General features: G+C 65.1%; 1 protein-coding gene. It reads left to right on the top strand.

Annotated elements, in window-relative coordinates; all coding sequences use genetic code 11:
* Window positions 1-235 precede the first annotated feature (235 nt).
* Window positions 236-26593, top strand: a complete 26358-nt coding sequence (locus IEX85_RS08205) for an LEPR-XLL domain-containing protein (RefSeq protein WP_188860090.1) — start codon at window positions 236-238, stop codon at window positions 26591-26593.
* The last annotated feature ends 273 nt before the right edge of the window (window positions 26594-26866 follow it).

The raw sequence follows: 26866 nt of genomic DNA, 5'->3' as shown, positions 1-26866 counted from the left end.
CCAGCGGTATTGTTTTGCCCTGTAGCAGGTTGCCCGGGGCGGCGTAACCCATCGCAGGTGGCGCGAAGTTTCCAATGGCTTGGTGATCTGTGTTAGCCCGCAGGGCGGGCTTTTCATTAATCAACAGTGAGGCAGTACTTTGAATGGAGTGATTCAAAGAGACACTTGATGGACGAAGGTGCCGTGGCCGTGCCAGAGAGGGCGCAGAGCGGGCACCCGTCACTGGAGAAAGACCGTGTCTTATCCGTTCAACCTGTCGCCAGGTCAGACTTCCACTCGCAGCCGCTCGTTGTCGGCGCGCCTGTCGCAGCCGCTCAGCGGGCTGTCGCGCTCGGTTGCCCGCGCCCTGAAACGCCTGCGCTCTGCCCGTCGCGCGCCTGCGGCGACGCCTGACTTCAGGCTCGAAACTCTCGAGCCGCGCCTGCTCCTCTCCGCCGATCCCTTCACCTATGTTGCCGCCGCCGACACCGCTACGGACCTGACGCTCAGGGTCACCGAGTCGGGCGGTACCGAGGTGGTACAGCTGCTCGATAATGACAGTGTCACCGAGCAGCTGATCTACGAACGCGAGCTGGCACGGGCCAGCGATATTTCCATTACCGGCTCGGATCTCGACGACCGTCTGCAGCTGGAGCTGGACGCCGGTATCGACACGGGCTCGCTGGTGGTGCGCTTCGATGGCGGGGCGGGGAGCGACAGTCTGCACGGACCCGAGGCCGACAGTCGTTGGCAGGTCGACGGCGACAACAGAGGCAATCTGGACCTGGTTCAGTTCGAAAATGTCGAGAACCTGCGCGGCGCCGCCGACAATGAGGACCTGTTCGTCGTTTCTGCCGGCGCGTCCCTCGATGGCATCATGGATGGCGGCGACCGTGGTTTCGATACCCTGGAGATCGCCGACGGCGACTTCAGACTCGTGGCCTATCAGCCCACGGGGCCGGATTCCGGTTCCGTCATCCTCGATGGCGAACGCCTCCGTTATCAGGGTCTGGAGCCGGTGGTGGACGACAGCAACGCCGATGAAGTGCTGATTTACGGTACTCTCGGCGCCGATGATCTGGTGCTCGAGAACAGCGGTAGCGGTCAGTTGCTGATCCGCAGCCTCAACGGCACCATGGAAAGCCACCTTTTCAACACCCCCTCCACATCGCTGACCATCAGGCTGCAGACCGGCAATGACAAACTGACCATCGGGGATGTCGATCTCAACGGCGCGAATCTGATCATCGACGGCGAAGCCGATACGGACGAGGTTGTCTTTGCCGGGGCTCTGAATACCGGCGGTGGCGACCTGTCGGTGGCCTCGGCTCGGGTCAGCAGCGACAGCAGCGGCGGTACCGTTACGGTGTCCACCCGCCAGACGGCTGCCGGTGCGGATCAGGCGACGGGGGCCTCGACCGGTGACTCCGGGGCCATCACGCTGGAGGCGAACGAAAGCAAGGCCAACCGTGCCAATGTCGATCTGACCGATACGCGCCTGTTCGCCCACGTCGAAAACGGCAGCAGCTTCGATGCCGCCGACGTCAAGATCGAGTCGGCCAGCGAGGAGTTTGCCTCGAACTCGCCGATCGTGGTCTGGCCCGGCAAGAGTTGGATCAAGCTGACCGACGCCGATGTGCGCGGTGGCGGGATCAGCATAGGTGCGGCTCAGACCAGCCAGATTTTCAGTCCGTTGCGTCCGTTCGGCGTTGTCGTCAAGGAGGCGGTCATCGAGGTGACCCGCTCCGATATCAGCGGCAGCAGCGTCGAGATCACCTCCGGCGTTACGGATAACAGCCTGCTCGGCGAGCTGCCGGGCTGGGCCAACAACAATTTCATAAACCCGCTGATCTCGATCGTGTTCGACGGCATTCTGCCGCCGATCCCGCTGGCGACCATGGTGCGCAGCGCCATCGCCAAGGTGACGCTGGACGGCACCGATATCAACACCAGCGGCGATGTCGCCATCGAGGCAACAACCGGTGTCGATGCCTCGGTGGCGGCGCTGGCGGTCAAGGATGCCACCGTTTCCCAGTCCAGCGGCAGCCTGGAAAAGAAGCTCAATACGCTTAGTCTTGCGTTCAGCCGTGCCTACGGCGAAGCCAAGGTCGATCTCAAGGGCCGTTCGGTGATCAACGCCGGCGGCGATGTCAGCATCAAGTCCGATGCCGGTGTCACCGCCGCCGCGACGGCCCGTACCACGCGCAATGTCGACCTCGACTCGCCGGCCGATACCAAGGCGGTCGGGCTGTCTTTCGCCATCAGCAGCCTGGAGGCGATATCCCACGCCAAGGTGGGCGAGAACGTCTCGATCGAGGCCGGCGATTCCATCGACGTTCAGGCGCTGGGCGGGGTATCGACAAGCGCTTCGAGCACGGTGTCGGTTTATGTCGACGGACTCGGCGGGCTCGGTATCTCGCTGGCGTTCGATCGTTCCGATATCCAGGCGGTCGTCGACGGCAAGCTGATTGCGAAAGAGACCGCCGTATCGGGGCCCGACAGGAGCTTCAGTCTCGCCAATGTCAGCGGCACCGCGGATACCATCCGTTTCTCGACGCCCCACGGCCTGACCACCGGCGAGCAGCTGATCTACGACAGCGGCCAGACCGACGGCAACGACAACGTCGCCATCGGCGGCCTGACCGACGGCATGCGTTATCGGGTGCTGGTGATCGACGACTACCGCATTCAGCTGACGCGGACCGCGTCGCTGGCGATCGACGCCCGCGCCACCAACGCCGGTGCCACGCACAGCCTGAGCCCGCGGCTGCTGGCGACCTTCGATGCCAATAGTGGCGTCAGTCCCGGCAGCAACAGCATCAGCCTGACCAGCCACGGCCTGACCACCGGCCAGAAGGTGGAGTACTACCTTGGCGACCCCGCTCAGAACGAAATCGGCGGTCTGTCGAACGAGGGCGTCTACTACGTCATACGCGACAGCGCCAACAGCTTCCGGCTGGCGGCGAGTGAGGCCAATGCCACGGCAGGGACGGCCATTGACCTGACGTCCCGGGGCAGCGGCAAGCAGATACTCGCCTACAGTGGCGCGCCGGTCAGTTTCAGCCCGCAGTCCGCGGTCGACAACGACCAGCACAGCATCGCCCTGGCCAATCATGGCTTCACCACCGGCGATGCGCTGCTGTACCGCACCGATCCGACGATATCGTCCCAGGAAACGATTGCCCGGCAGTCGAGCTTCGAGGTCAGCGGCAGTCTGACGCTGGATGTCGATACGGCCAACGCCGCAGGCGACGACGTCGTCGACCTTGCCGGCGACAACCTCTACTTCGGCGAGCGCGGGCTGGTGACGGGACAGAAGCTGCGCTACAGCGTCGCCAGCGGCGATACCGCGATCGGCGGTCTTGCGGGCAACAGCGACTACTACGTCATCGTTGGCCAGGACGGCCGGGTGAAGCTGGCGACGAGCTACAGCAACGCGCTGGCCGGTACCGCCATCAACCTGACCGCCAACGGCAGCGGGGACGGTCACGCTTTCAGCTACAGCGCGGTCGATACCGCCCGTAACCAGATCTTTGCCTACAACCACCAGCTCGAAACCGGGCAGAAGGTGGTGTACTACCGGGATGGTATCGAGGACGTTGGCGGCCTGGATCACCAAACCGAGTATTACGTCATTCGCGTCGACGGTAACCGGCTGAAACTGGCGTCGAGCCTGGCGCATGCCTCTGCGGGCACGGCCGTTGCGCTAAGCGATGCCGGCGCCAGCGGTATCCATAACCTCTTCAGCACCAGCTTCGTCTCGACCTTCGACCCCAGCCGCACCGCGCCCGTGGTCGACCTTGCCGGCAATCGCATCGAACTGAGCGGTCACGGCCTCTCGACCGGCGACGAAGTGCGCTACTTCAGCAGCGGCGGCAGCGCCGTCGGCAACCTCTCCGATAGCGCCACCTACTACGTTATCCGCACAGATGCCGATCATGTAAAACTGGCGACCAGCGCGCAGAACGCCGGCAACGGCGTTGCCATCGACCTTACGGCAGGCGCCACCATCGGTACGGATCTGCATGCGCTGGAAGCGGTGAGCAGCGGCGCCCTGCTGAAATTCAACCCGCTGCTCGACGACCCGCTAGACCTGGCCGGTGACACCCTGACGCTTGCGTCCCACGGCTTCGCGACCGGGGACGCCGTCACCTATCTCGGCGGCGGCGGTACGGCCATCGGCGGCCTGACCGAGGGCGATACCTACTTCGTGATCAGCGTCGACGCCAATCACCTGAAACTGGCCACGAGCGCGGCCCGGGCACAGGCGGGGCAGCAGGTCGACCTGAACAGTCGCGGCACTGGCAGCGTACACGGGTTGGAGCGCGAGTCGCTGGCAACCGTTGGCGACCGTCCGATCCACGGGCTCGAAAACGATACCTACTACTTCGTCACCGTGGTCGATGCCAATACCATCCGGCTGTCGGAGTCCTACCAGGATGCGCTGGCGGCGGCACCTATCGATCTCGATCCGTCGCAGGCCGGCGGTACCCGGCACACGTTCCAGGAATTCGCCGGTATACGTGTTCAGGCACAGCTGGCGGCCGGCAACTCGGCGACATCGGGCGTCGGCCTTGGCAGCGCGCCGACCATTACCGATCTGCTCACCAAGGGCGAACTGCAGAACCCGGGCGTCAACCCCTTCTACAAGGTCAGCGGCGGCAAGTTCTTCGAAGCCTCGTCGATGCAGAAGAAAATTCTCACCGGCGAGATCGGCAATGCGCTCAAGGGCACCGGCGGCACGCCCAACGACGCTTTCAGCGCGGCGGGGTCTTTCTCGGTCAACTGGTTCGACCATGACGTTCTGGCGCAGGTCGGCAAAACCGCGCAGCTTCGCTCGGCGTCCGATATCGGGATTTTCGCCGGGGTCGAGCAGCAGACCAAGATCAGCACCGTCGGCAACGTCATTTCGCAGCCGGACAGCAAGAAGAACTTCGTCGTTTCGGTGGCGCTGTCGCTGGGCTTCTACGACAACAAGGTGGACGCCATCGTCGACAGCACCAGTGCCGACTATGCCCGCCTCGATGCCAAGGGCACGCTGTCGATCGGCGCCTCTCTGACCTACAAGCTGCCGGTGGAGCCGCTGGAGCTGCTGCCGTTCAGCAGTTTCTATACCACCGACGAGGACAACAACGTCGTCAGCGACGCCACCAACGCCAACGTCTTTGGCGATATCGCCAGTCTGCTCAACGGCAAGCTCGGCCTCGACCGCATCGTCAACGTCTGGGCGCAGAGCGAGGGCAATGCGCCGGAAACCAAGTTCACCGCCAACGGCTCCATCGGCGTGGCGGACTACACCAATAACGTCAGCGCGGTAGTGCGCGACGGCGCCCGCATCAATCAGGATGTCGGCTTCAGAACCGCCGATCAGGCGGTGGATATCAGCGCCGAAACCATGATGCAGTTGGTCAATGTCGCCGGTATCGCCCACCTCAAGATCAACGAGGCCGGTATCCGCCAGGCAATCCAGACGGGCAGTCCGGGCAAGGCCTTCTCCATTTTCGGCACCAAGTCCGGCAAGGTCGGCCTCGGCGGCTCGGCTATCGTGCAGTTGTTCGAAAACAACACCTATGCCCGGATCGAGGCCGGTGCGCGCATTCACAGCGGCAGCAATCGCGGCCTGTCTCTGAGCAGCCGCGAGGAAATCTTCTCGTTCGCCTTCGCCCAGTCCGGCGGCGAGGCCGGAGAGTTCGGCCTCAGCGGCAGCGTCTCGGTGGTCGACCACGACGGCACCACCCACGCAGTGATCGAACCTGGGGCGCGCATCACCGGCGGCGACCTGTCGCTGAACGCGGAAGACCTCAATACCTACGTCGTCATCGCCGGCGCCGCACAGCTTGGCGAGAGTATCGGCATCGGCATTTCGGTCAGCGTCAACCTGATCGGCCGGGATACCCAGGCCTATATCGGCAACGCCCTGCTGGACGAGAACAACGTTCCCGGCAATGCCCAGACCAGCGTCAATATCGGCGGCGACCTGTCGATGGATGCCTATTCCGGCGGCAATCTCTACAGCTTCGCGCTGGCCGGCACGGTGGTGAAGGACGGTCTGGTGTCGTCGCCACCGTCGACCAACCTCAGCTCCAATAACAGCAATGGCAACAGCTTCGCCATTGCCGGCGCCGGCGCCGTCAGCGTCAACCTGATCGACAGCACCACCGCCGCCTACATCAACGACAAGGGTACGGTGCGGGCGTCGAGTCTGTCGCTCTCGGCACAGGACGAGTCGAGCATACTGGCGGTTTCCGGCGCACTGGCGCTCGAACTCGAGGCCAAGGGACTGTCGATCGGTGGCGCCATCGCCATCAACGACAGCGTCAATCAGGCCACCGCCGGTATCGACAGCGCCAGCGTCACCGCTACCGGAGGCGACGTCGATATCAGTGCCATCGCGGTGCCGCGGATTCATGCGGTGACCATCGCCCTGGCCGGCGCCTTCTCCAATCCGGCCAGCAGCGTCAGCAGCCAGATTTCCATCAGCGGCGCGGGCTCGGGTTCCGGCAACAACGTCGGCGGTGGTGCCCGCGCCTTTATCGACAACGCCACGGTCAATGCGCTCAGCGGCGCCGTGACGCTGACGGCGCGCGATTACTACACGTCGGCCGGCGGCAACGAGAAAGCAGCCTGGATTCGCGCCGACGCCGGCGCGGTTGGACTTTCGATATCGCTGCTCTCCAACGCCGGCAACCAGGCGATCAACGCCGCCGTGGGGATTTCGGCGGCGCGCAACGAGATCCGTACCCGCACCACCGCGCGCATCGATACTTCGAGCGTTGTCGGTCAGAGCGTCGACCTCGATGCCGGCGTCAAGGCCCGGATCGAGGCGCTGACCTGGAGCGGCGAGCTGGCCACGGGCTCCATCGGCGGCACGGGGTCGGGCAACTACATCCACGCCCAGGTCGAGGCGCTGGTCGCCGATGCGCCCAAGGTGCAGGCCACCAGCGGCGCCATCGAGGTGACGGCGAGCGACGAGTCGGAAATCACCGCCGATGCCGCCGCCATTGCGCTGGCGCTGCTGTTCGGCGCCAGCGGCAGCAACCAGGTGACGCTGGCGGTCGGGGTTTCGGTGGCGGTCAACGAGATCGGCAAGCGAACCGACACCCGCAGCGACAAGGAGGGCGTGCGTGCCCAGGTCAGCAATTCGACCCTGCTGGCCACCGGTGATATCGACATCACGGCCACCAGCGACCATAAGATCGATACCCTGACCATCGCCGGTGCCGGGGGCGGTTCCATCGCCAACAGCGGCAGCGGCTTCGGCCTCAACTTTTTCGGCGCCGGGGCGGGTTCCGGCAACGCGATCGCCACCATTACCGAGGCCAGTGTCACCGACTCGAAGCTGACGTCGAGCGCAGGCGATATCAGTGTCGAGGCCAGCGATGACGGCACCATCATCGCCGACGCAGGTGGCGTCGCCATCCTGCTGCGCATCGCCACCAGCGGCGGCAGCACGCTCAATCTCACCGTCGGCGTTTCGGCGTCGATCAATGCCATCGCCAACGACGTGCGTGCAGCCTCGATCGATTCGACGCTGTCCGCCAGCGGCGATATCGCCATCGAGGCCTCGTCCGCCTCCACCGTCGATGTGCTCACCATCGCCGGCGCGGGCGCTGCCGATATCGCCGGCAGCAGCAGCGGCTTCGGACTCAATCTCAGCGGCGCGGGCGCCGGGTCCGGCAACCGCATCGAGAACAGCATCAAGGCTTTCGTTGACGGCGGCTCGGTCACCTCGAGTGCCGGGAACGTGGTGGTGCGCTCCCAGGATGCCCGCGAACTGTTCAGTTCCAGCAAGGCCCAGGCGACGTCGCTGATCGGCTCGCTGGACAAAGAGGAAGTCTCCAGCGCGCTGAAGACCCTGTTCAAAAACAGCGCCAAAGCGATAGAAGTGTCGTCGGATGCGACATTGAAGTTGCTGGCCAAGGGCAAACGCTGGCTGCTCGAGGATGGCAACGATCGCTACCTGATCGTCGAGCGCGACGGTGTGCTGGAGGTGATGTCGCCGAGCCGCATTGTCGCCGATGCCGGCGGTGTCGGGGTGACGCTGCGGATCGCCTCCACCGGCAGCAGCAACATCAACGGCACCATCGGCATATCGGTGGCGATCAACCATATCGACAGCGATATCCATGCCTATGTCACCGACAAGGCCAAGGTGAACGCCAAGGGCAAGGTCGAGGTCATGTCGACATCGGCGGCGATGGTGGATGCGCTGACCATTGCCGGGGCACTTGGCGTCAGCGTCTTCAGCGGCAGCAGCAGCGGCTTTTCCGTCGACTTCAGCGGCGCCGGCGCGGGTTCCGGCAACCATGTCGAGAACGGCATCAAGGCCTGGGTCGACGCCTCCAGCGTCGTCGATGCCGGAGGCGCTGTATCGGTCATGGCGGTCGATGCCTCGAGCATCGTCGCCGACGCCGGCGGCGTCGCGGTCAGTCTGGTGATCGGGCAGGGTACCAATGTCGGTATATCCGTCGGTATCTCCGCGGCGCTCAACGATATTACCAATACCGTCGAGGCCCGTATCGACAGCGCCCGCGTCGAAGCGGGAAGCGTGGCGGTGGTCGCCGCCAGCGACGCCCGTATCGACGTGTTCGCGCTGGCCGGGTCGCTGAGTGGCGCGGTGACGGTCGGCAACTCAGGGGCCGGGGTCGATGTCAGCCTGGCCGGTGCCGGCGCGGTGAACGATATCGGCAATACCGTCAAAGCCTACATTGCCGGTAGCAGGGGCGATACCGATCACTACTATGGTGTCGAGGCCGAAAGCGGCGATGTGCAGGTGCTGGCGCAGGACGGCTCGCTGATCCACAGCGAGGCGATTGCGGTTGCGGTTGGTTTCTCGGTGACGCCCGGCTCCTCCGCCATCGGCATCGGGGTCGGCGGTTTCTACGCCGACAACCAGATCGGCAATACCGTCAGCGCCTATATCACCGGCTCCAGGGTCAAGGCGCAGAGCGCACTGGTGGTGCGGGCCGAAGAAAACGCCTCCATCGATGTCCTGGGGGTCGGCGTGACGGCGCAGTTCTCTCTCAGCCTGGGAACCGGCGTTTCGCTTGGCGCCGCGGTTGGCGGCGGGCTGGCGTACAACAATATCGACAATACGGTGACGGCCTATATCAGCAATGCGCGCACCCCGGCGGTTCCGGACGGGGATCCTGCGAATCCAGCGGCGATCGCGGCCGGTGCCGGCGGCCTGAGTGTCGAGGCGCTCGATACCGCCAAGATCGACAGCGAAGCCTCGGGCGGGGTGCTGTCGGTTTCCATCGGGGTTGGTCAGGGCGGCGCCGCGTCGGTGGGTGTCGGGGTCATCGTGTCCGAAAACCGCGTGACGGACAGGGTGCAGGCTTATATCAGCGGGGTCGATGCCAGTTCTGGCGGGGCTCTGAGCGTCAACGCCATCTCCGACAATACACTCGAGGCCGGCTCGACCTATATCACCGTCAGTTTCGCGCTGCAGATTTCGGAAAAACCGATTTCATTTGCCGGTGCCGGGGCCTATACGCGGGCGACCAATCTGGTGGCGGCGGACCCGGACAACACCAGCCGCCAGCCCGTCACCAGCGCCTACATCAGCGGCGGCAGCGTGACCGCCAGCGGCGATATCGGCGTCAAGGCAAAGGACGACAGCGAGGTCGTCAGGACCGAGATCACCCAGGTCGCGGTATCGGTGAGTGTGACGGTGCTGACCGTCGGCGTCGTCAGCGTCGAGTCCGAAATCGATCGCAACGTCACCGCTTACATCGACAGCAATGCGATTAGCAGCGGCGGGGGCATCAGCGTTACCGCGGAGTCGATCGCCAAGATCCGCAAAACCGAGTCGACACTGGCCGCGGTGGCCTTCGGCGTCGGCGGCGGCGGCAACGGCGGTATCGTCAAGGCCAGCATCGGTGGCAAGGTGCAGGCTTATATCGGCACGGACTCGACGATCACGGCGCTCAAGGGCGAGGTCGCGGTCAAGGCCAGCAGCGATCACTTCGCCGAGGTCAAGTTCTACGGCGGCAGCGGCAGCGTGCTGTCGGTCTCGGTGTTCCTGCCGGAAGCCAAAATATCGGGCGATACCCTCGCCACGATCAAGAAAGGATCCGTCATCAAGGCCGCCAGCGTCAGCGTCAAGGCCGATGCCATTCAGCGCAAGGCGAAGGTCGATTCCCTGGTGGTGTCGGTCAGCATCGCAGGCGGCGGCGCCGGCAGCGAGACCCTGGCCCAGGTCAAGGGGCACGTTTTGGCGACCATCGAAGATGACGTCGAGATCCACGCCAGCGGCAACCTGCTGGTCGACGCACGCGCCGACCGCGATGCCGAGGGCGATATCCGAATCGGCGGCGGTGGCATTGCGCTCGGCGGCGCCGGGGGCAAGCTGGTGGTCAGGGTCGACGGCAATACCAAAGCGACCGCCGGCGACAAGGTCGTGCTCGATGTCCGCGGCAATGCCGATTTCACGGCCCAGAACACGGCCTACGCGCTGGCGGACATCGTCGCGGGCTCGGGCGGCGCGCTGCAGGGCGCCGGCGGCTACGTCGAGGCCAATCTCGGCGGCATTACCGAGGCATCCGTCGGCGATAACGCTACCGTCGGTGCCGCCGACGCCCGGGCCGGGCGTCTCAAGCTCAGCGCCAGTGGCACCCATGTCGCCAGCGCCAAGGGGCTGGCGGCCGGTGGCGGGTTGATTTCCGGCAACGGCATGGAGGCGCATACCAATCTTGGCGACGATAACGACAACGACTCCGGCGACACCGATCCGGTCGTCAAGGTGACCGCTTTTCTTGGCAAGAATGCCACGCTCTTTACCAGCGGCGACCTGATTGCCGAGGCCAGCATGCCGGCCGCCGAGGCCGACGCCAGCGTGCAGGCGTCGGGTGGTGGTGTGCTGTCCGGCAATGGTGGCACGGCCGACGTGGACAGCGCGCCGGATGTCTTCGCCTATCTCGATACCGGTTCGGTGCTCGATGTCGGCGGCAACGTCGAGGTCAGGGCCGAGGCCAGGGCCGAGAAACTGTCGAACCCGTCCGATACCTTCGACGCCGCCACCGACGTCGACGACGGCAGCAATATCATCCTCTTCGAGTTTCCGCTGCGCACCGGCGATCAGGTCATCTACGCCAAACCGGATGGCGGCAGTGCGCTGCCGGGGCTCGAGGATGGCCGTCTCTACAGCGTGATTCAGGACTCCGAGGGCGTGCTGGCCTTTGGCGAGGTGGTGCTCGGCGAGGCCTTCGATGCGGTCTATGATGTGATTCGCTTCAAAGCCGACCACGGCTTCAAGGACGGCGACAGTATCGTCTTCCGGGGTGTCGACGGCGCCAGCATCGGAGGGCTGACCCAGGGCGCCGATTATACCGTCAGGGTAGTCGATGCCCGCTCGATCAAGCTGGTCGACCCCGACGCCGGAACGCTGCCGTCGGTTCAGCTGACCACCGGGTCGAGCCTGATCGGCAGTGATGGCAAGACCATCAACCGCAACAACAGTTTCAGCAATGGCGATGCCGTGACCTATCGCGCGCCGGACGACTACGACCGCCTGTTCAGCAGCGGCCAGGTCGATGTCGATATCGTCAACGTGACGGGCCCCGACGGCAGCAGCCAGCCGGTGCCGAAAACCGACAGCAGCGGCAATGTGATCGATGCTCCGGACAACGACAATATCTACATTGCCGTGCTCGGAGATGACGGTCAGTCGATCCGCGGTCATGGCCTGGTCGACGGCGAGCAGGTGGTGTATCGCACCACCGGCACCGCAATCGGCGGCCTCGACGAGACCAGCGTTTACTACGTGTTCCGTCAGGACGCCTACAGCGTCAAGCTGACACACGGCTATGCCAATCTTGCGTCACTGAGTTTTCTCGCCTACGACGCGGACGCTTCGGGCCTGCGCGCCAGCGGCGATGTGCTGAGCCGCACCGGCAACTGGGCCGACGACGGCTTCGCGGTTGGCGATGTCATCAGCATCAGTGGTGCGGGCAGTCGCGACGGTTCCTACGAAATTGCCGAAATCGTCGACAACCAGATACGCCTGACCAGCAAGAACGCCTTTACCAGTGCCAACGAGACTGACGTGCTGGTTAGGGGGCCTGTGGTCGAGCTGACGCCGGACCGTACCGATACCGACTCGGAGCACAGTCTGCTGCGGGTCGCATCTTTGCCGCTCGGCGGGCTCGATGACGGCCGTACCTACTATGTCGTCAACCGCACCGCGACCGGCTTCCAGCTGGCCACGGAAAGCGGCGGCGACGCCATCTCCCTGAGCCAGGCCGGCCTGCTCAGCGGCACGATGCACTCCGTGGCCGTGGAAGGGGTCGATTTCGGCGCCCTGAGCGCGGGCACACCGGTGTTCCAGCTGCGCTTCGATATCGGCAGCGGCAGCGGCACCCACAGGTTGCTGGCCGCCAACGGCGATACCCTGGCCAACAGCATCGAGCTTCCGGGCGACGGCAAGTCGACTTCGAGGGCGTTCGGTGGCAGCGGCGGCGTCGGGACCGTCAGTGTCTTCTACGCCGATCTCGACGTTACCACCGCGGTCGAGGCCTGGATCGCGTCGAAGTGGCTGTCCGCCGGCGGTGACGTCGACATCACCGCTGATGCCAGCCTGAACATCGAAAGCAAAGCGGACATGCGCTCCGGCGGACTGGCGTTCCAGGGCACGGGCGTCGAAGCCAGGGCCTATGGCAAGGCCACGGCGCTGGCCTATTTCGGTGACAAGGCGAGCGATGGCACCATCAGCGCGTCGGGTATGACCCTGCTGGCCGACGGCGATCTCACCCTGAGTGCCGGCGAGAACTCCAAGCTCACCATTTACGCCTACTCCCTGGCCCATGGTGGTGGCTTTATTTCGGCCAATATCGCCGACCCGCGTGCAGAGCTGTACTTCGATAACCGCGCCGAGTTCGGCAGCAGCGGCCGTGTCGAGGCGCACAATCTAAAAGCCCATTCCGACGCCGATATCGACGGCACCGTGCGCGCCAGCGCACTGGCGGTGGGCGCCGGCGCCGGCGCCGATGCCGACGATACCGAGAACCGCGACGACGTCAAACGCGGCCTGATCATCAACGGCAGCTCGAAGGTGGTGGTCGATGCCAATGCGCTGCTGCTGGCCGAAACCGTTGATCTGACGGCCAGGGTCTCGACCATCAAGGCCAACGCGGTGGCGGAAGCCGTCGCCATCAACCCGGTGCTGTTCGGCGTCGCTTCGGCCCATGCCGACGCCGATATCGCGCTGACCTCCACCGCCGAAGTCAAGATCAAGGCCGGCGCCGAGATCACCGGCAGCCGCGGTGTGGATGTGCGCGCCCGCCACGATTCCGTTACCACCAAACGCCTGGCCGGTCGCCTGGCCGTCGCGGTGGTGCCGCCCCAGGGCACCGACACCATCGGCAACGACACCATCACCAGCAAGGTCGACGCCGACCGCACCGCGATCATCTACGCCGGCCCGCGCGCCTCGGACACGCCGCTGCTCAGGCCCGGCTCGCTCACCGCCACCGACGGCCGCTCGAGTTTCGACAACCTGGCGCTGTTCGTCGAAGCGGATATCCAGAGCTACAGCGCCAAACGCGGCAAGCCGGAGAACAATGGCTACAGCAAGACCATCCACACCGACCAGTACTTCGACGGTGGCAACAAGTACGAATCCCAGAACATTACGCGCCTGATCGAGTGGGATGCCGATGTGGTGATCTCGGCCGGTCCTGCCCCCGAGCTGATCATCGACAAGGACGGCAAGGTGGTGCGGGCGGTGAACGTCACCTATACCAAGACCGCCGCCAGCGGCAGCACGCCGGGCTCGATCGAGGTCAACGACATCTACAACGACGACGACAGCGGCGATATCGTCTTCGAGGCGCTGTCCGGCACCATCGTCAACCAGACCAGCAGCAGTTTCGGCACCTTCGTGTTCCGCGACAGCTTCTCGGGCGTGCGCATCGTCAATCAGTCGGCGCTGAACCTGATCATCAACAATATCGACCTGGTCAACAGCACCGGCCAGCCGCGTGTCGAGCTGCGCACCAGCACCGGTGCTACCGGAGGCCGGCCGGAACGCGACACCGTGACGATGGACTTCGATCTGATCCGCACCGTCGACGGTGCGCTGCTCGATATCCAGAACCTCAGCAGTTCGGACATCATCTTCAAGGGCACCGGACTCAGCCAGTTCGCCAACGCCGCCGCCATCAACAATCCGATCGGCGAGACCCGCATTCTCAATACCGGCGGCGATATTCTCTCCGCCAGCGATGCCATGGTGATCCGCACCCACACCCTCGGCGCGGCGGGTACCGAGTGGGGCAGCCGCGAGTTCGAGTTCCGCAGTGCCGGGCAGTACAGCGGCGGGCTCACCTTTACCCGTCAGACCGCGTCGGCCGCGGCCGCCATCGTCCGTGACGACGGCCTCGGCTGGAGCGCCTACGGCTTTGCCGTCGGCGACCTGATCAAGGTGCAGGGCAGCGACGGCAACGACGGCGTCTACCAGATTGCGGCGATCAGCGACGCCAGGCTCACCCTCAATACCCTGGCAAGCCTTGCCAAGTCCGGGCAGCAGAACGATGTCAGCCTGACCCTGTTCCACGGCCTGGAGGCAAGTACCGGCACTGTCGGCGCCTCCGACAAGCGGCTGCACGTGGAGCTGGTGCAGAGCGCCGGACGCAACGAGGAGCTGTACGCCGTCGCCGGACAGTCGCTGTACCTGAGCCTCAAGGGGCTGCTGCGCGACAGCCTCGCCAGCGGCACGATCTTCAGCGTCGACCTCGACCATGTGGCTGCGGGCGCGAATGCCAATGTGGTGCTGGAGGAAAGCACCCGTGAAGTCGCTGCCGGCAGCCTCGGCAGCGTGCTGGTACGGGTGCCCAACGAAGACGGATATCGCAGTTTCGATCCGGAAAGCGGCTCCTATTCCCCGCGTTTCCTCAGCTTCAATGATTTCTTCCGCCCCAATAACAGCAGCGCCGATCCAACCGGCGCCTCTGTGGTCTGGGGCGCTTTCGGCAACGGCACCAACGCCACCGAGATCGAAAGCACCTATGACTTCGGCCTGGTCGAAGCCGGCGGCAATATCATCGTCCGCGCCGCCAACACCAGTCCGCCGGCGGTCGGCAGCACGCTTGCCAGCAATATCGCTGTGATCAATGTGCTCGCCAAGACCAATATCCGGGGCAGCGGCCATATCGATATCACCAGCAACGGCTTTATCGGCACCCTTGCGGCGCCCATCGCGGAGATCGTTGCGGTCGATGGCAGCGACGGCAACGACCTGCGTATCGGTCGTATTCAGTCCACCGCCGACAACGTCTACCTGTTCGCGCCGCAATCGATCGTCGATGCGCTCGACGACAGCGCCGCCGATGTGCTGGGCATCAACATCTGGCTGCGGGCGCTGAACGGCGGTATCGGCAGCGCGGCCAACTTCCTGCAGACCGATCTGCTCGACAGCGTCGCCAGCGGCAGCCGCGCCGGCGCCAAATCGGGCATGCTGAGCGCACAAGGCTACGCCAGCCTGTTCATCGAGGAAACCGCCGGCGACCTGCGGCTCGATACGGTGGTGTCGCGCAGCGCCGACGTACGCCTCGAAAGCCGCGCCGGCTCCATTCTGGACGGTCGCCGCGACGGCAGCACCAATATCACCGCCGTCGACATCGACCTCATCGCCCATGGCGGCAGTATCGGTCTGCAGTCGACGGTCAGCGGCGCGGTGAGCTTCGACGACAATCTCGAGATCGACTCCTCGCGCACGGAAAACGGCTATCAGAAGGGCCGCGTCTACCTGGTCGCCGATCGCAATATCGGCCTGACCGAGGTGCGCCAGGAACTCAACGTGCTTCGCGCCGAGGCGAAGGCCGGCGACCTCCAGCTCTGGGTACGCGAAACCGCAGCGGTGACCAACGCCGCCGGCACGGTGATCGGCGAGGACCTGAACCTCGAAACCAGCGGTACCACCCTGCTGGATCAGGCGGTTTCCAGCGCCCGGGTGCTGGCGTCGGGTTCGGTATTCCTGCTGGTGGGCGACAACGTCACCACCCGCAGCAACAGCCTGATCAAGGCCGGGCGCCGGGTCATCATCCGCGGCGACCACGGTGACCTCGATGCCGCCGGCACCCGCATGTGGCTGCGCGGCGAGATCACCCCGGGAAGCGGCCTGAGCCACTACACGGCGATTTTCGGCAACGTCGACAACGATCGCTTCCAGTTCCTCGAAACGAAGCTTGGCGGCCAGACCCATGTCTTCGGCAGCGCCGACATGAACGCAAGCGCCACCTCCGGCGAGAACGACGGTCTGGACCTGTTCGAGGTGTACCGGCTGCAGACCATGGACACCTATCGCGGCAGCGACGGCGACGGCAATCCAATCCGCGATACCCTGTACCTCGACGGTCAGTCCGACAGCGACACCTATATCGTCCAGACCCGCGGCAGCCAGAGCAGCGCCGCCGCCGACTACGTCATCAGCGTGCTCGACAGCGGCCATCGCCAGGACGGTATCGACCGCCTCAGCATTCTCGGCACCGCCGACGACGATATCTTCCTGCTGCGCCGCGTCAACGAGATCGCCTCGCGCATGGCCAGTGGCGCCACCGCCGACACGCCCGCCTTCGTCGCGCTGCTGCACGGCACCCTGGACCAGATCCGCAGCAACGACAGCACCCGGCCGCAGCAGGTCGAGCGCATCAACTACGACGAGAACATCAACGCCCGCCTCAGCGTGCTGGGTTTTGCCGGCAGCGATCACTTCGCGGTCGACGACAACGCCGCCATCACCACACTGGACGGCGGCGAAGGCAACGACAGCTTCCAGATCGGCCAGATATTCGGTACCGACCGCGCCGACGGCGAAGTGCTGGCCGAGAACGAGTTTCCGGCCGGCGCCCGGGCGATCGAGACCACCCGCGGCTACCTCAGCCGCGGCATCAGCTTCTCGACGGTGGTGCAGGGCGGCACCGGCAACGATCAGTTCAGCGTTTACAGCAACAAGGCCGAGCTGCGACTCGAGGGCGAAAGCGGCAACGACGAGTTTATCGTCCGGGCCTTCGCGCTGGCCGACGGCAGCCAGTCCACCGAGGGCAAGACCGAGCTCAACGCGGGCGACGGCGACGACCTGGTGCAGTACAACATCAACGCCCCGGTATCGATCGACGGCGGCGAGGGTTACGACAGCATCATCGTGCTCGGCACCGAGAAGGACGACAACTTCGTCATCACCAAGGACGGCGTCTTCGGCGCCGGTCTCAACGTGCGCTTCAGCAACAGCGAGGAAAGCCTCGAGGTCGACGGTCTCGAGGGCGACGACCACTTCTTTATCCAGAGTACCGCCTACGGCATGGTGACCCGGGTCATCGGCGGCAAGGGCAGCGATACCTTCGATGTGACCGGGGACGTCACCGGGGAGGTCGTCAGCGTCGACCTCGAAGGCCTCAGCGGCGTCATCAACCATGCGGTTTCGTCGGCGACCGACATCGAGTACGACAAGGTGCTGGCCGAGGGCATTGGCCTCAGCGTCGCCGACGCCGAGCGCATCGGTCAGCTGGTGATCACCGAAAGCAACGGCTTCACCGAGGTGCGTGAGCACAATGGCGGCAGCATCGACAGCTACAGCATCCGTCTGTCGGCCGCGCCCACCTCCAATGTCTATGTCACGGTATCGGCGGCGCTGTCGAACCAGCAGGAGCGGGCCCTCGGCGGTGCCGGCGTGCTGGTATCCGGCGCCAGCGGTGCCTTTGACGAAGCGCTGGTACTGGTGTTCACGCCGGACAACTGGAAGACCGATCAGACCGTCAGGGTCAAAGCGGTCGCCGATTCGCTGGAAGAGGGACCGCGTACCCTGGCCATCAGCCACAGCGTGCTCAGCGATCACGACCGCTTCCAGCATGCCGGGGTGCGCAATGTCGAGGTCAGCGTGATCGATGACGATCGCGCGGGCCTGATCATCGAGGAAACCGGCACCGATACCCTGGTGCTCGAAGGCTCCGTGACCACCGGCATCAGTGACAGCTACCGGCTGTCGCTGACCCGCGCACCGGCAGCCGGCACCACCGTCACGGTGACGCTCGAGTTCGATGCCCAGATCAGCCTTGCGGCGGCGGCCGGCGAAACGCGCTACGACGCCGCCACCCGTACCCTGACCTTCGACAGCAGCAACTGGAACACGCCGGTGGAACTGCTGGTCACCGCGGTCGACGATGGCGATGCCGAAAACCGCATGATCTCGCCGATCGTCCACGGCGTCAGCAGCACCGATCCCGGGTTCGTCGTGCAGGTGCCGGTGCGGCTGGCGGTCGACGTCGTCGACAACGATTCGGCCGGCGTGCTGGTCCGCCAGACCGACGGTTCGACCCACCTGGTCAAGGGCGGCGCCGGCGACAGCTACAGCATCCGCCTGACTCATCGCCCGGAGGGTCCGGTCACCATCAGCTTCTACGGCGACGGTCAGACGATCCTTTCCAGCAGCATCGGTGCGCGCTTTACGCCGGCCAGCGGCACGAATCCGGCGACCCTGACCTTCGATCAGAACAACTGGTATCAGGACGTGGTGATCAACGTCTCGGCCGACAGCAGCTACACCCCGACCGAACGCGACGCCCAGACCCGCGAGTTCCCGATCCAGCCGCATACGCTGAATCAGCTGCTCGGCCCTTTGTACCTGGAAGGCGGCGTCGGCCAGGGGCCGGGACGTTCGATCAACGTTGCGGTGGTACTGCCCGGCGAAACCAACCCGCCGCCGATCGATATCGAGGTGCCGATCGACGAAAGCCAGCAGATCGACCGGGTCAATGTGCACAACGATTCCAGCATCACCCGCATTCAGGGGGCGGACCCCTCCGGGGATATCGGCGTGCTGACCTCGACCAACCTCTCCGGGCTCGGGCTGGCGCCGGATCTGACCCTGAACCGCGGCACCGCGGACGAGCCGGACTTCGTCACCTTTGCCGGCGGTATCACCTACGGCGATATGGAAATCCTCGAGGTGCTGCTGGGCAGCGGCGACGATCAGCTGACCGTCGAAAGCACCCTGCTGACCGAGGCCGACCACGGCGGCCTGACGTTGCTGCACGGTGGCGGCGGCAGTGACCTCTTCATCGTCAACGGCGGCGCCGGCCCCGACTCGCCGCTGGTGATCTACGGTGACACCGCCCAGGATGGACAGCGCTACAACGGCACGCCCGGTGTGGCGTCGGATGATGCGGTGCCGTTCGATTTTCATGGCGACGATATCATCGATGCCCGCAATCTCAGCTTCGATACCGCGGTCAGCGTCGGCCTGACGGTATACGGCGGCCGCGGCAACGACCGCATTTACGGCAGCCAGGCGGGGGATCATCTCGCCGGTGGCTCCGGCGACGACCTGATCGAGGGGCAGGGCGGTGTCGATCATATCTACGGCGACTCGGGCTTTAACGTCGACCCCATCACCCGGGTCATATCCATCGAGTGGCTGCCCGGCACCGTCATCGATACCAGCGACGCCCTCGGCGCCGGTCGTGACCTGATACGCGGCAACGAGGACGATGACGTTATCTTCGGCGACCACGGCTTCGTCACCCAGACGCCGGGTACGCTGAGGATACTGACCACCGGCTTCATCGAGCGCATCGGCACCCGGGCGCCGGCCAACGGTGCCGCCGATATCCTCTACGGCAACCTAGGTTCCGACCGCATTCTCGGCGGCAACGGCTCGGATCTCATCGCCGGCGGCAGCGGAGAGGACGTGCTGTTCGGCGATCACGGCCGCATCGACTATGTCGTGCTGGACGGTGACCGCAGCCGCGCCGATCTGATAGTCGCGACAGACCCGGCACTGGGTGGTGCCGATGAAATCCGTGCCGGCGACGACAACGATATCGTCATTGCCGGCATCGCCGGCGATACGGTCTCGGGCGATAGCGGCAATGATCTGATATTCGGCGACTTCGGCCGTGTCCGGGGCGATATCGACCAGAGCCTGCTGCCGCTGAGTCTGGCGCCTGCCGAGCATCCGTTCACCTTCACCTCCATCTACACGCGCCATGGCGCCGGCGCCGCGGATCTGCTGCGTGGCAACGATGGCGCCGATATCATCCTCGGTGGCCAGGGCGGTGACCGTATCAGCGGCGGCGCCGGCGACGACGACCTCATCGGCGGTCACAACGTCGCCAACGGTCTCGACGGCGACGACCTGATCGACGGCGGTCTGGATCACGACGTCATCGCCGGCGACAACGCCGTTATCCTGCGCACCGGCAGCGCCCTGAGTCCGCGCATGCGGTCACTCGAGGGCAGCCTGATCTACGCCGACGACGGCCGCGCGCTGATCACCGACCCGGCGCAGCTCAATCCGACCGGCGTCGAAACCCGCGTGGTAACGCTGCTCGACCATGCCGCCGGTACCGCCACCGGTCTCTGGGGGCACGACGATATCGCCGGCGGCGCCGGTGACGACCTGATATTCGGGCAGCTCGGCAACGACGCCATCCAGGGCGACGGTTCGGTGATCGACGAAGACGGGCGCCTGACCGTTCAGGCCCGCGCAACCCGGCTCTCGGTCGAGGACTACTACGGCCGCGGCTCCGACGGCGACGATTACATCGAGGGCAACGGCGGCGACGACCTGATATTCGGCAACCTCGGCCAGGACGATATCATCGGCGGCAGCTCGTCGCTGTTCGGCCTGAGCGGTGCACAGATGCGGCCGGACGGTGCCGATGTGCTGTTCGGCGGTGCAGGGGTGCGTATCGCCCGCAATGACTTCGGCGACCTGACCGCCGACGGCCACGCCCGCGATGCCGACTGGATACTGGGCGACAACGGCAACCTATACCGCCTGGTCGGCCTCAACGGCAGTGCGGCACCGGCGCCGGCCTTCCTGACCTTCAACTACGACGACTACGCCGGCGCGCTGCGTATCATTCCGCGTGCCTTCGAGCTGCTGGATTACACGCCGGGTGGCGCCGCCGGCGATATCGGCGGCGACGACCTGGTGCACGGCGAGGGAGGCGACGACAGCATCCACCTGATGACCGGTAACGATATCGCCTTCGGCGAAGGCCAGGATGACGACATTTACGGCGGCAGCGGCTACGACCGTATCTACGGCGGTACCGGCGTGGACGGTGTCCTCGGCGACGACGGCCGTATTCTCACCAGCCGTAACGGCGTCGCCGAACCGCTGAACCGGCTCGATCGCGCCAACGCGCAAGTCCATATTGCCACCCCGGGGCCTTATATCGGCGCCGGGCTCTATTACGAGGGCTATCTGCACAAGACGGTGGTGCTGCACGCCTGGGAGAGCGGCGGCAACGATATCCTGTTCGGTGGCCTGGGTGACGACTACCTGCACGGTGGCGCCGGCGACGACGCCATTTCCGGCGCCGAGGCGCAGCTGCCGTTCTACAGTGAGGCGCCGCAATCCGGTGGCTCGCTCGGTGGTTTCGACCTTGCCAATCCGCTTCAGTACGATCCCGCGACCACCAAGTTCGCGCTCTACGATGCCGACAACCCGCGTCTGAAGATCGAGGGCTTCCTGCTCAACTTCGACCTGATCAACGATGGCAGCGACCATCTGTTCGGGGATCTCGGCAACGACTGGCTGGTGGGCGGCACCGCCTGCGACCGCATGTTCGGCGGTGCCGGCGATGACCTGATCAACGCCGACGACAACCTCGAAACCAATGGCGGACTCAACGACCGGCCCGACGGCAGCGCCGGCGATTTTGCCTTTGGCGGTGGCGGGCGCGATGTACTGATCGCCAATACCGGCTCCGACCGGCTGTTCGACTGGGTCGGCGAGTTCAACAGCTTCATCGTGCCGTTCAGCCAGTTCGGCTACCCCACCGTCAACCGCTTGCCGACACCCCAGGTGGTGGACTTCGTTGCGGCGCTGGGGGTGGGCAGCGGCTCCGACCCGACGCGCATCGAGCCTGACGGCGAACTCAATATCATCACCCAGCAGGACGAGGGCTGGCAGGATCAGAGCGGCGCGCCGCGCGATCCGCAGCCGGGCAATATCGGCGGCGTGGCGATCGACACCCGCGGCGCGCCGGAAACCGAGCACTGTCCGGACCTGCTGGTCGAGGTCCTGTCGATCGATATCGAAAAGGCGGTGAACGCCGAAAACGTCTGGCAGCCGTCGCTGTTCGAGGACGCCGATACCCCGGCCACGGCCTACGATGCCGACGACGGCGAAACCCTGGTCTGGAGCTACCTGGTGCGCAACACCGGCACCGTTGCAGTCGCGGTCGATGATCTGACCATCAGCGACGATGCCGGCACGGCGCAGGATACCTCGGACGACTTCGTGCCGCGCTATGTCGAGGGCGACAGCAACGGCAACGAACTGCTCGACCCCGGCGAAACCTGGCGCTATACGTCCGAGGCTGTGGTCGATTTCGAGGCCGGGGTGCGCGCCGATGACTTCGTCAATGTGGCAACGGTGACCGCCGCGGCGCAGATCGGCGGCGTGCGCAGGGAAGCCTCGGACAGCGACGCCAACTATCATCGCGTCGGCGACGACGAGGTGCGGATTCGTCTCGACAAGTACATCAGTGCCGCCAATGTTGTCGAGCTGGATGCCGATGCCGCACCGGGACCCGGTTTCTACGTCGGCACCGACGTGATCTGGACCTACCGGCTGACCAACGCCGGCGACGAGGCGTTGCGCGTCGATTCACTGAGTGACGATGCCGGCACGCCGGAATTCGCCGGCGACGATTTCGCCCCGCAGGCGATCACACAGGATGGCTTCAATATCGGCGACAGCAACCGGAATGGCCTGGTCGACGGCGGTGAATCCTGGTGGTTCAGCTCCGAGGGCGTGCGCGACTACCAGGTCGTCGAGGGGGCCTACCGCAACGTCGCGACCGTCGTGGCGTCGAACCCGGCCACCGGCCAGAGCGGTATCGACCGCGACGCCAACCACCATCTGGGCTTCACGACGCCGCTACAGCTCGAAAAACTCATCAGCGCCGGGGATACGGTCGAGGCCGACGCCGATCAGGCGCCGGGCGTCGATCTGTTCGTCGGCGATCAGGTGGTCTGGACCTACGAGCTGCGCAATCTCGGCACCGTGGCGCTGGATGTTCTGGGCGTGGTGGACGATAACGGTACGCCGAACGATAACGGCGATGATTTCGTCGCCACGCCGGTAACGGACGGTGCCTACAACGTTGGCGACCTGAACCACAATCTTCTGCTCGATCCCGGCGAGGTCTGGCGCTTTACCTCCGACGGCGTGCTCGACTACCAGGTGATCGAGGGCGACTACGCCAATATCGCGTTGGCAGTGGCCGATGACCCGCTCAGCGGCAGCCTGGTGTTCGATGTCGACGAGAACCACCACCGTGGCGTACTGCGTCCGCTCGAGGTGCGGATCGAGAAGGCGATCAATGCCGGGGATGCATCCGATCCATCGCCGCTCGAGGATGCCGATACGCCGCCGATGGCGATGGATGGCCAGCCAATTGGACCGCTGCTCGAAACCGGGACATCGGTGGTCTGGACCTACCAGCTGTTCAACGACAGCGACGTTGCGGTGCGCCCGACACTGATCGTCGATGATGCCGGCACGCCGGATGACAGCAGCGACGATTTTACCCCCGGCTATGTCTACGCGGCAGACGGTATCCACAATATCGGCGACCTGGATCTCGATGGCTGGGTCGATCCCGACGAGGTCTGGCTGTTCAGCTCGGCAGGCGTGATCGACTATCAGGTTCAGGCCGGGCAGTACACCAATACCGTCAGCGTCGAGGTGGAAGACGTACGCGGCCGCGTTGCCGGGGACCAGGACGACAACAATCACTTCGGTATCGGCGATCTCGAGATCCGCGTCGAGAAGGCAATCAATACCGATACCAGCGTCACCCGGGTCAGTGCGGCGCAGGATGCCGACAGCGCGCAAACGGGTCCGATGCTGGCGGTCGGCTCCGAGCTGTTCTGGACCTACCGCGTCTACAACGACGGTCGCGATCCGCTGCAGATCCTGGATCTGTGGGACGACGCCGGTACGCCGGACGATCCCAGCGACGACTTCGTGCCGGTCTACGTCAGCGGCGACCGCAACGGCGACGGCCTGCTCGACGGCAACGAGGTTTGGGTCTTTACCTCCGAGGGCGTGCAGAGTCAGACCGTAGCGCCCGGCGCCTATGTCAATCATGCCGGGGTGCTGGCGACCAACCCCGATACCGGCGAGTACGGCATCGATCGCGATCCGAACCACCATTTCGGCGTGCTGACCGGGATCGACCTCGAAAAGCTGATCAGCTTCGACGGGGTGACCTGGTACGATGCCGATACCCCGACCGGGCCCGTAGTGGCCGTCGACAGCGCCGCCAGCTGGCGTTACGAGCTGCGCAATACCGGTAACGTGGCGCTCGCGATCGATGCGCTGGTGGATGATTTCGGCACTGCCAGTACCGATGACGACTTCGTGCCGGTCTATGTCGAGGGCGATCTCGATGGCAACGGACTGCTCGATGTCGGCGAGGTCTGGGTCTACACATCCGCCGGCGTGATCGATTACGCCGTCGTTGCCGGTCAGTATGCCAACCTGGCGACGGTTACGGCGACGGACGTGGCGCTGGGATTGCAGGTCCGGGATGAGGACTGGAACCATCACTACGGCACCACCGCCGCGATCGATATCGAGAAAGCGATCAACGCGGTGAAGGTGTTCGACCCGACCGACTACGAGGATGCGGATCTGCCGACAGGACCTGTCCTCAAGGTCGGCGATACCGCGGTCTGGACCTATCTGGTGCGTAACACCGGCGCCGAGAGCCTGCAGCTTACCGGGCTGGTCGACGACGCCGGCAGCGAGACACCGGCGGACGACTTCGTGCCGTTCTATGTCGAGGGCGATGCCAATCAGAATGGCCTGCTGGATGTCGGCGAGGTCTGGCTGTTCCGCGCCACCGTTACGGTCGGGGCCGGGCAGTACGGCAATCTCGCCACCGTGACCGCCGTCGGCGTCGACAGCGGCGCGCAGGTCAGCGACGCCGACTACAACCACCACTTCGGCTCCGAGGCGCTGATTCGCATCGAGAAAACCCTGACCGGCGGCGGCTATGTCGAGGTGGATGCCGACACCCCCGAAGATCGGGCCTACCTGCAGGCCGGCACCGAGGTGATATGGCACTACGAGGTGCACAACGAGGGTGACGGGGCGCTGGCGCTGACCACGCTGGTCGACGATGCCGGTACCCCGGGCGACGCCACGGACGACTTCGCCCCCGTTTATGTCGACGGCGATACGAACGGCAACGGTCTGCTCGATCCGGATGAGGTCTGGCGCTTCACCTCCGGTAACTACAGCGTACAGCCCGGCGACTATGCCAACCATGTTCTGGTGATGGCGACCGACGAAACCGGAGATACCGTCGCCGACGACGATGCCAACCACCACTTCGGCGTACTGGCCCGGGTCGATGTCGAGAAGGCGATCAACGCGTTCGACCGGCTCGACCCAACCTCGATCGAGGATGCGGACCTGCCGGGCGGGCCGGAACTGGTGATTGGCACGGCGCCGGTCTGGACCTATCGGGTGAGCAATACCGGCAACGTCGCGCTCGAAATCTTGGCGCTGGTGGATGATGCCGGTACGCCGGAGGATCCGACCGACGACTTCACACCGCGATATCTGTCGGGCGACGACAACGACAACGGCGTGCTGGATATCGGCGAGACCTGGCTCTTCACCTCGGAAGGGGTATACGACTATCGGGTGCAGCCTGGCGGCTACGCCAACCTGGTGGAGGTTCGCGCGCAGGACCTGCTGCTGGGCGTCGAGGCGACGGACGTCGACGCCAACCATCATCGCGGTTATATCGGTGGCAGCGAGGGTCTGACCCCGGGCTTCTGGAAGAACAACGCGGGCAACTGGGGAGCGGTCGCCTGGCCGCGGGATACCTCGGGCGCGCTGGTTTTCGATCCGCAGCAGACGCTCGAAAGCGTCTTCGACCTGCCGGATGAACTCGGCTATGACGACATCACGCTCGAGGCGGCGCTGGGTCTCAAGGGTGGCGGCGTCAACGCGCTGCTGCGCCATGCCGTGGCCGCATTGCTCAACGCCACCCATCCGGAGATCGCCTATCCGCTGACCGCGACAGAGGTGGTCGATCAGACCAATGCCGCGCTCGCCGGCGGCGACAGCGAAGAGATCAACCTGCTGAAAAACCGCCTCGACGACTACAACAACGCCGGCGCCAACGTCGATCAGCACGGCAATGTCAGTGGCGGCAGTCTGCTTGCCGCCGCTGTTGGCGACGACCCCACGACCGCCCTGACGCTGTCGCTGGCGCAACCGGCCGCAAAGGAGAATGACGAAGCCAGACTGGCCCCTGTCGCGGGAAAATCGTTCGGCTCCGGAGCACAGGGGACATCCGGAAGCGTGGCGTCCGGGCCTGAAATGGCGAACGATACCCTGAACGTGGATGCGGGCAGCGCCAGGGTACAGCCGGACGCCGGGGCCTTCAGCGTCGGTGCGGCGCTCACGGCAAGGGCCGAGTTGCCGGCACTCGAGCCGCAGGCACCGTTGTCGCAGAGCGACGGGGCGGTGGAGGTCGACGACTGGCTGCTGCTCGGCGTCGAGCCGCCACGGACAGAACCCTCGCGCCGTGGATCCCTGGACGAGGGACTGGCGGAGGACTGGAAAATCTACCGCGATTGACCGTTTCGATTCGCCTTGGATTCGCCGCGGGGCGCGGCTCCCACGGTTCGGCAGAACCTGCGAATCGGGTGTAGAGCCCGCTCCGCGGGCGATCTTTTCGCGAGCGCGGCACATCCAGGCCGTCGAAGCCCGGCACCGGTTTGCCCGGGGACCGGGCTCCTACAGGGGTTTTTCCCGGGAGCGGCTTACCCGAAGGGCACTTCCCCGCCCCGAACGGGTTGGGCACGGTGCCCGATTCGATTCGCCGCGAGGCGCGGCTCCCACGGTTCGGCA

Origin of the sequence: Marinobacterium nitratireducens, from assembly GCF_014645375.1 — a bacterium.
Lineage (GTDB): Bacteria > Pseudomonadota > Gammaproteobacteria > Pseudomonadales > Balneatricaceae > Marinobacterium_A > Marinobacterium_A nitratireducens.
This window is presented reverse-complemented; position numbering and strand designations above follow the sequence as displayed.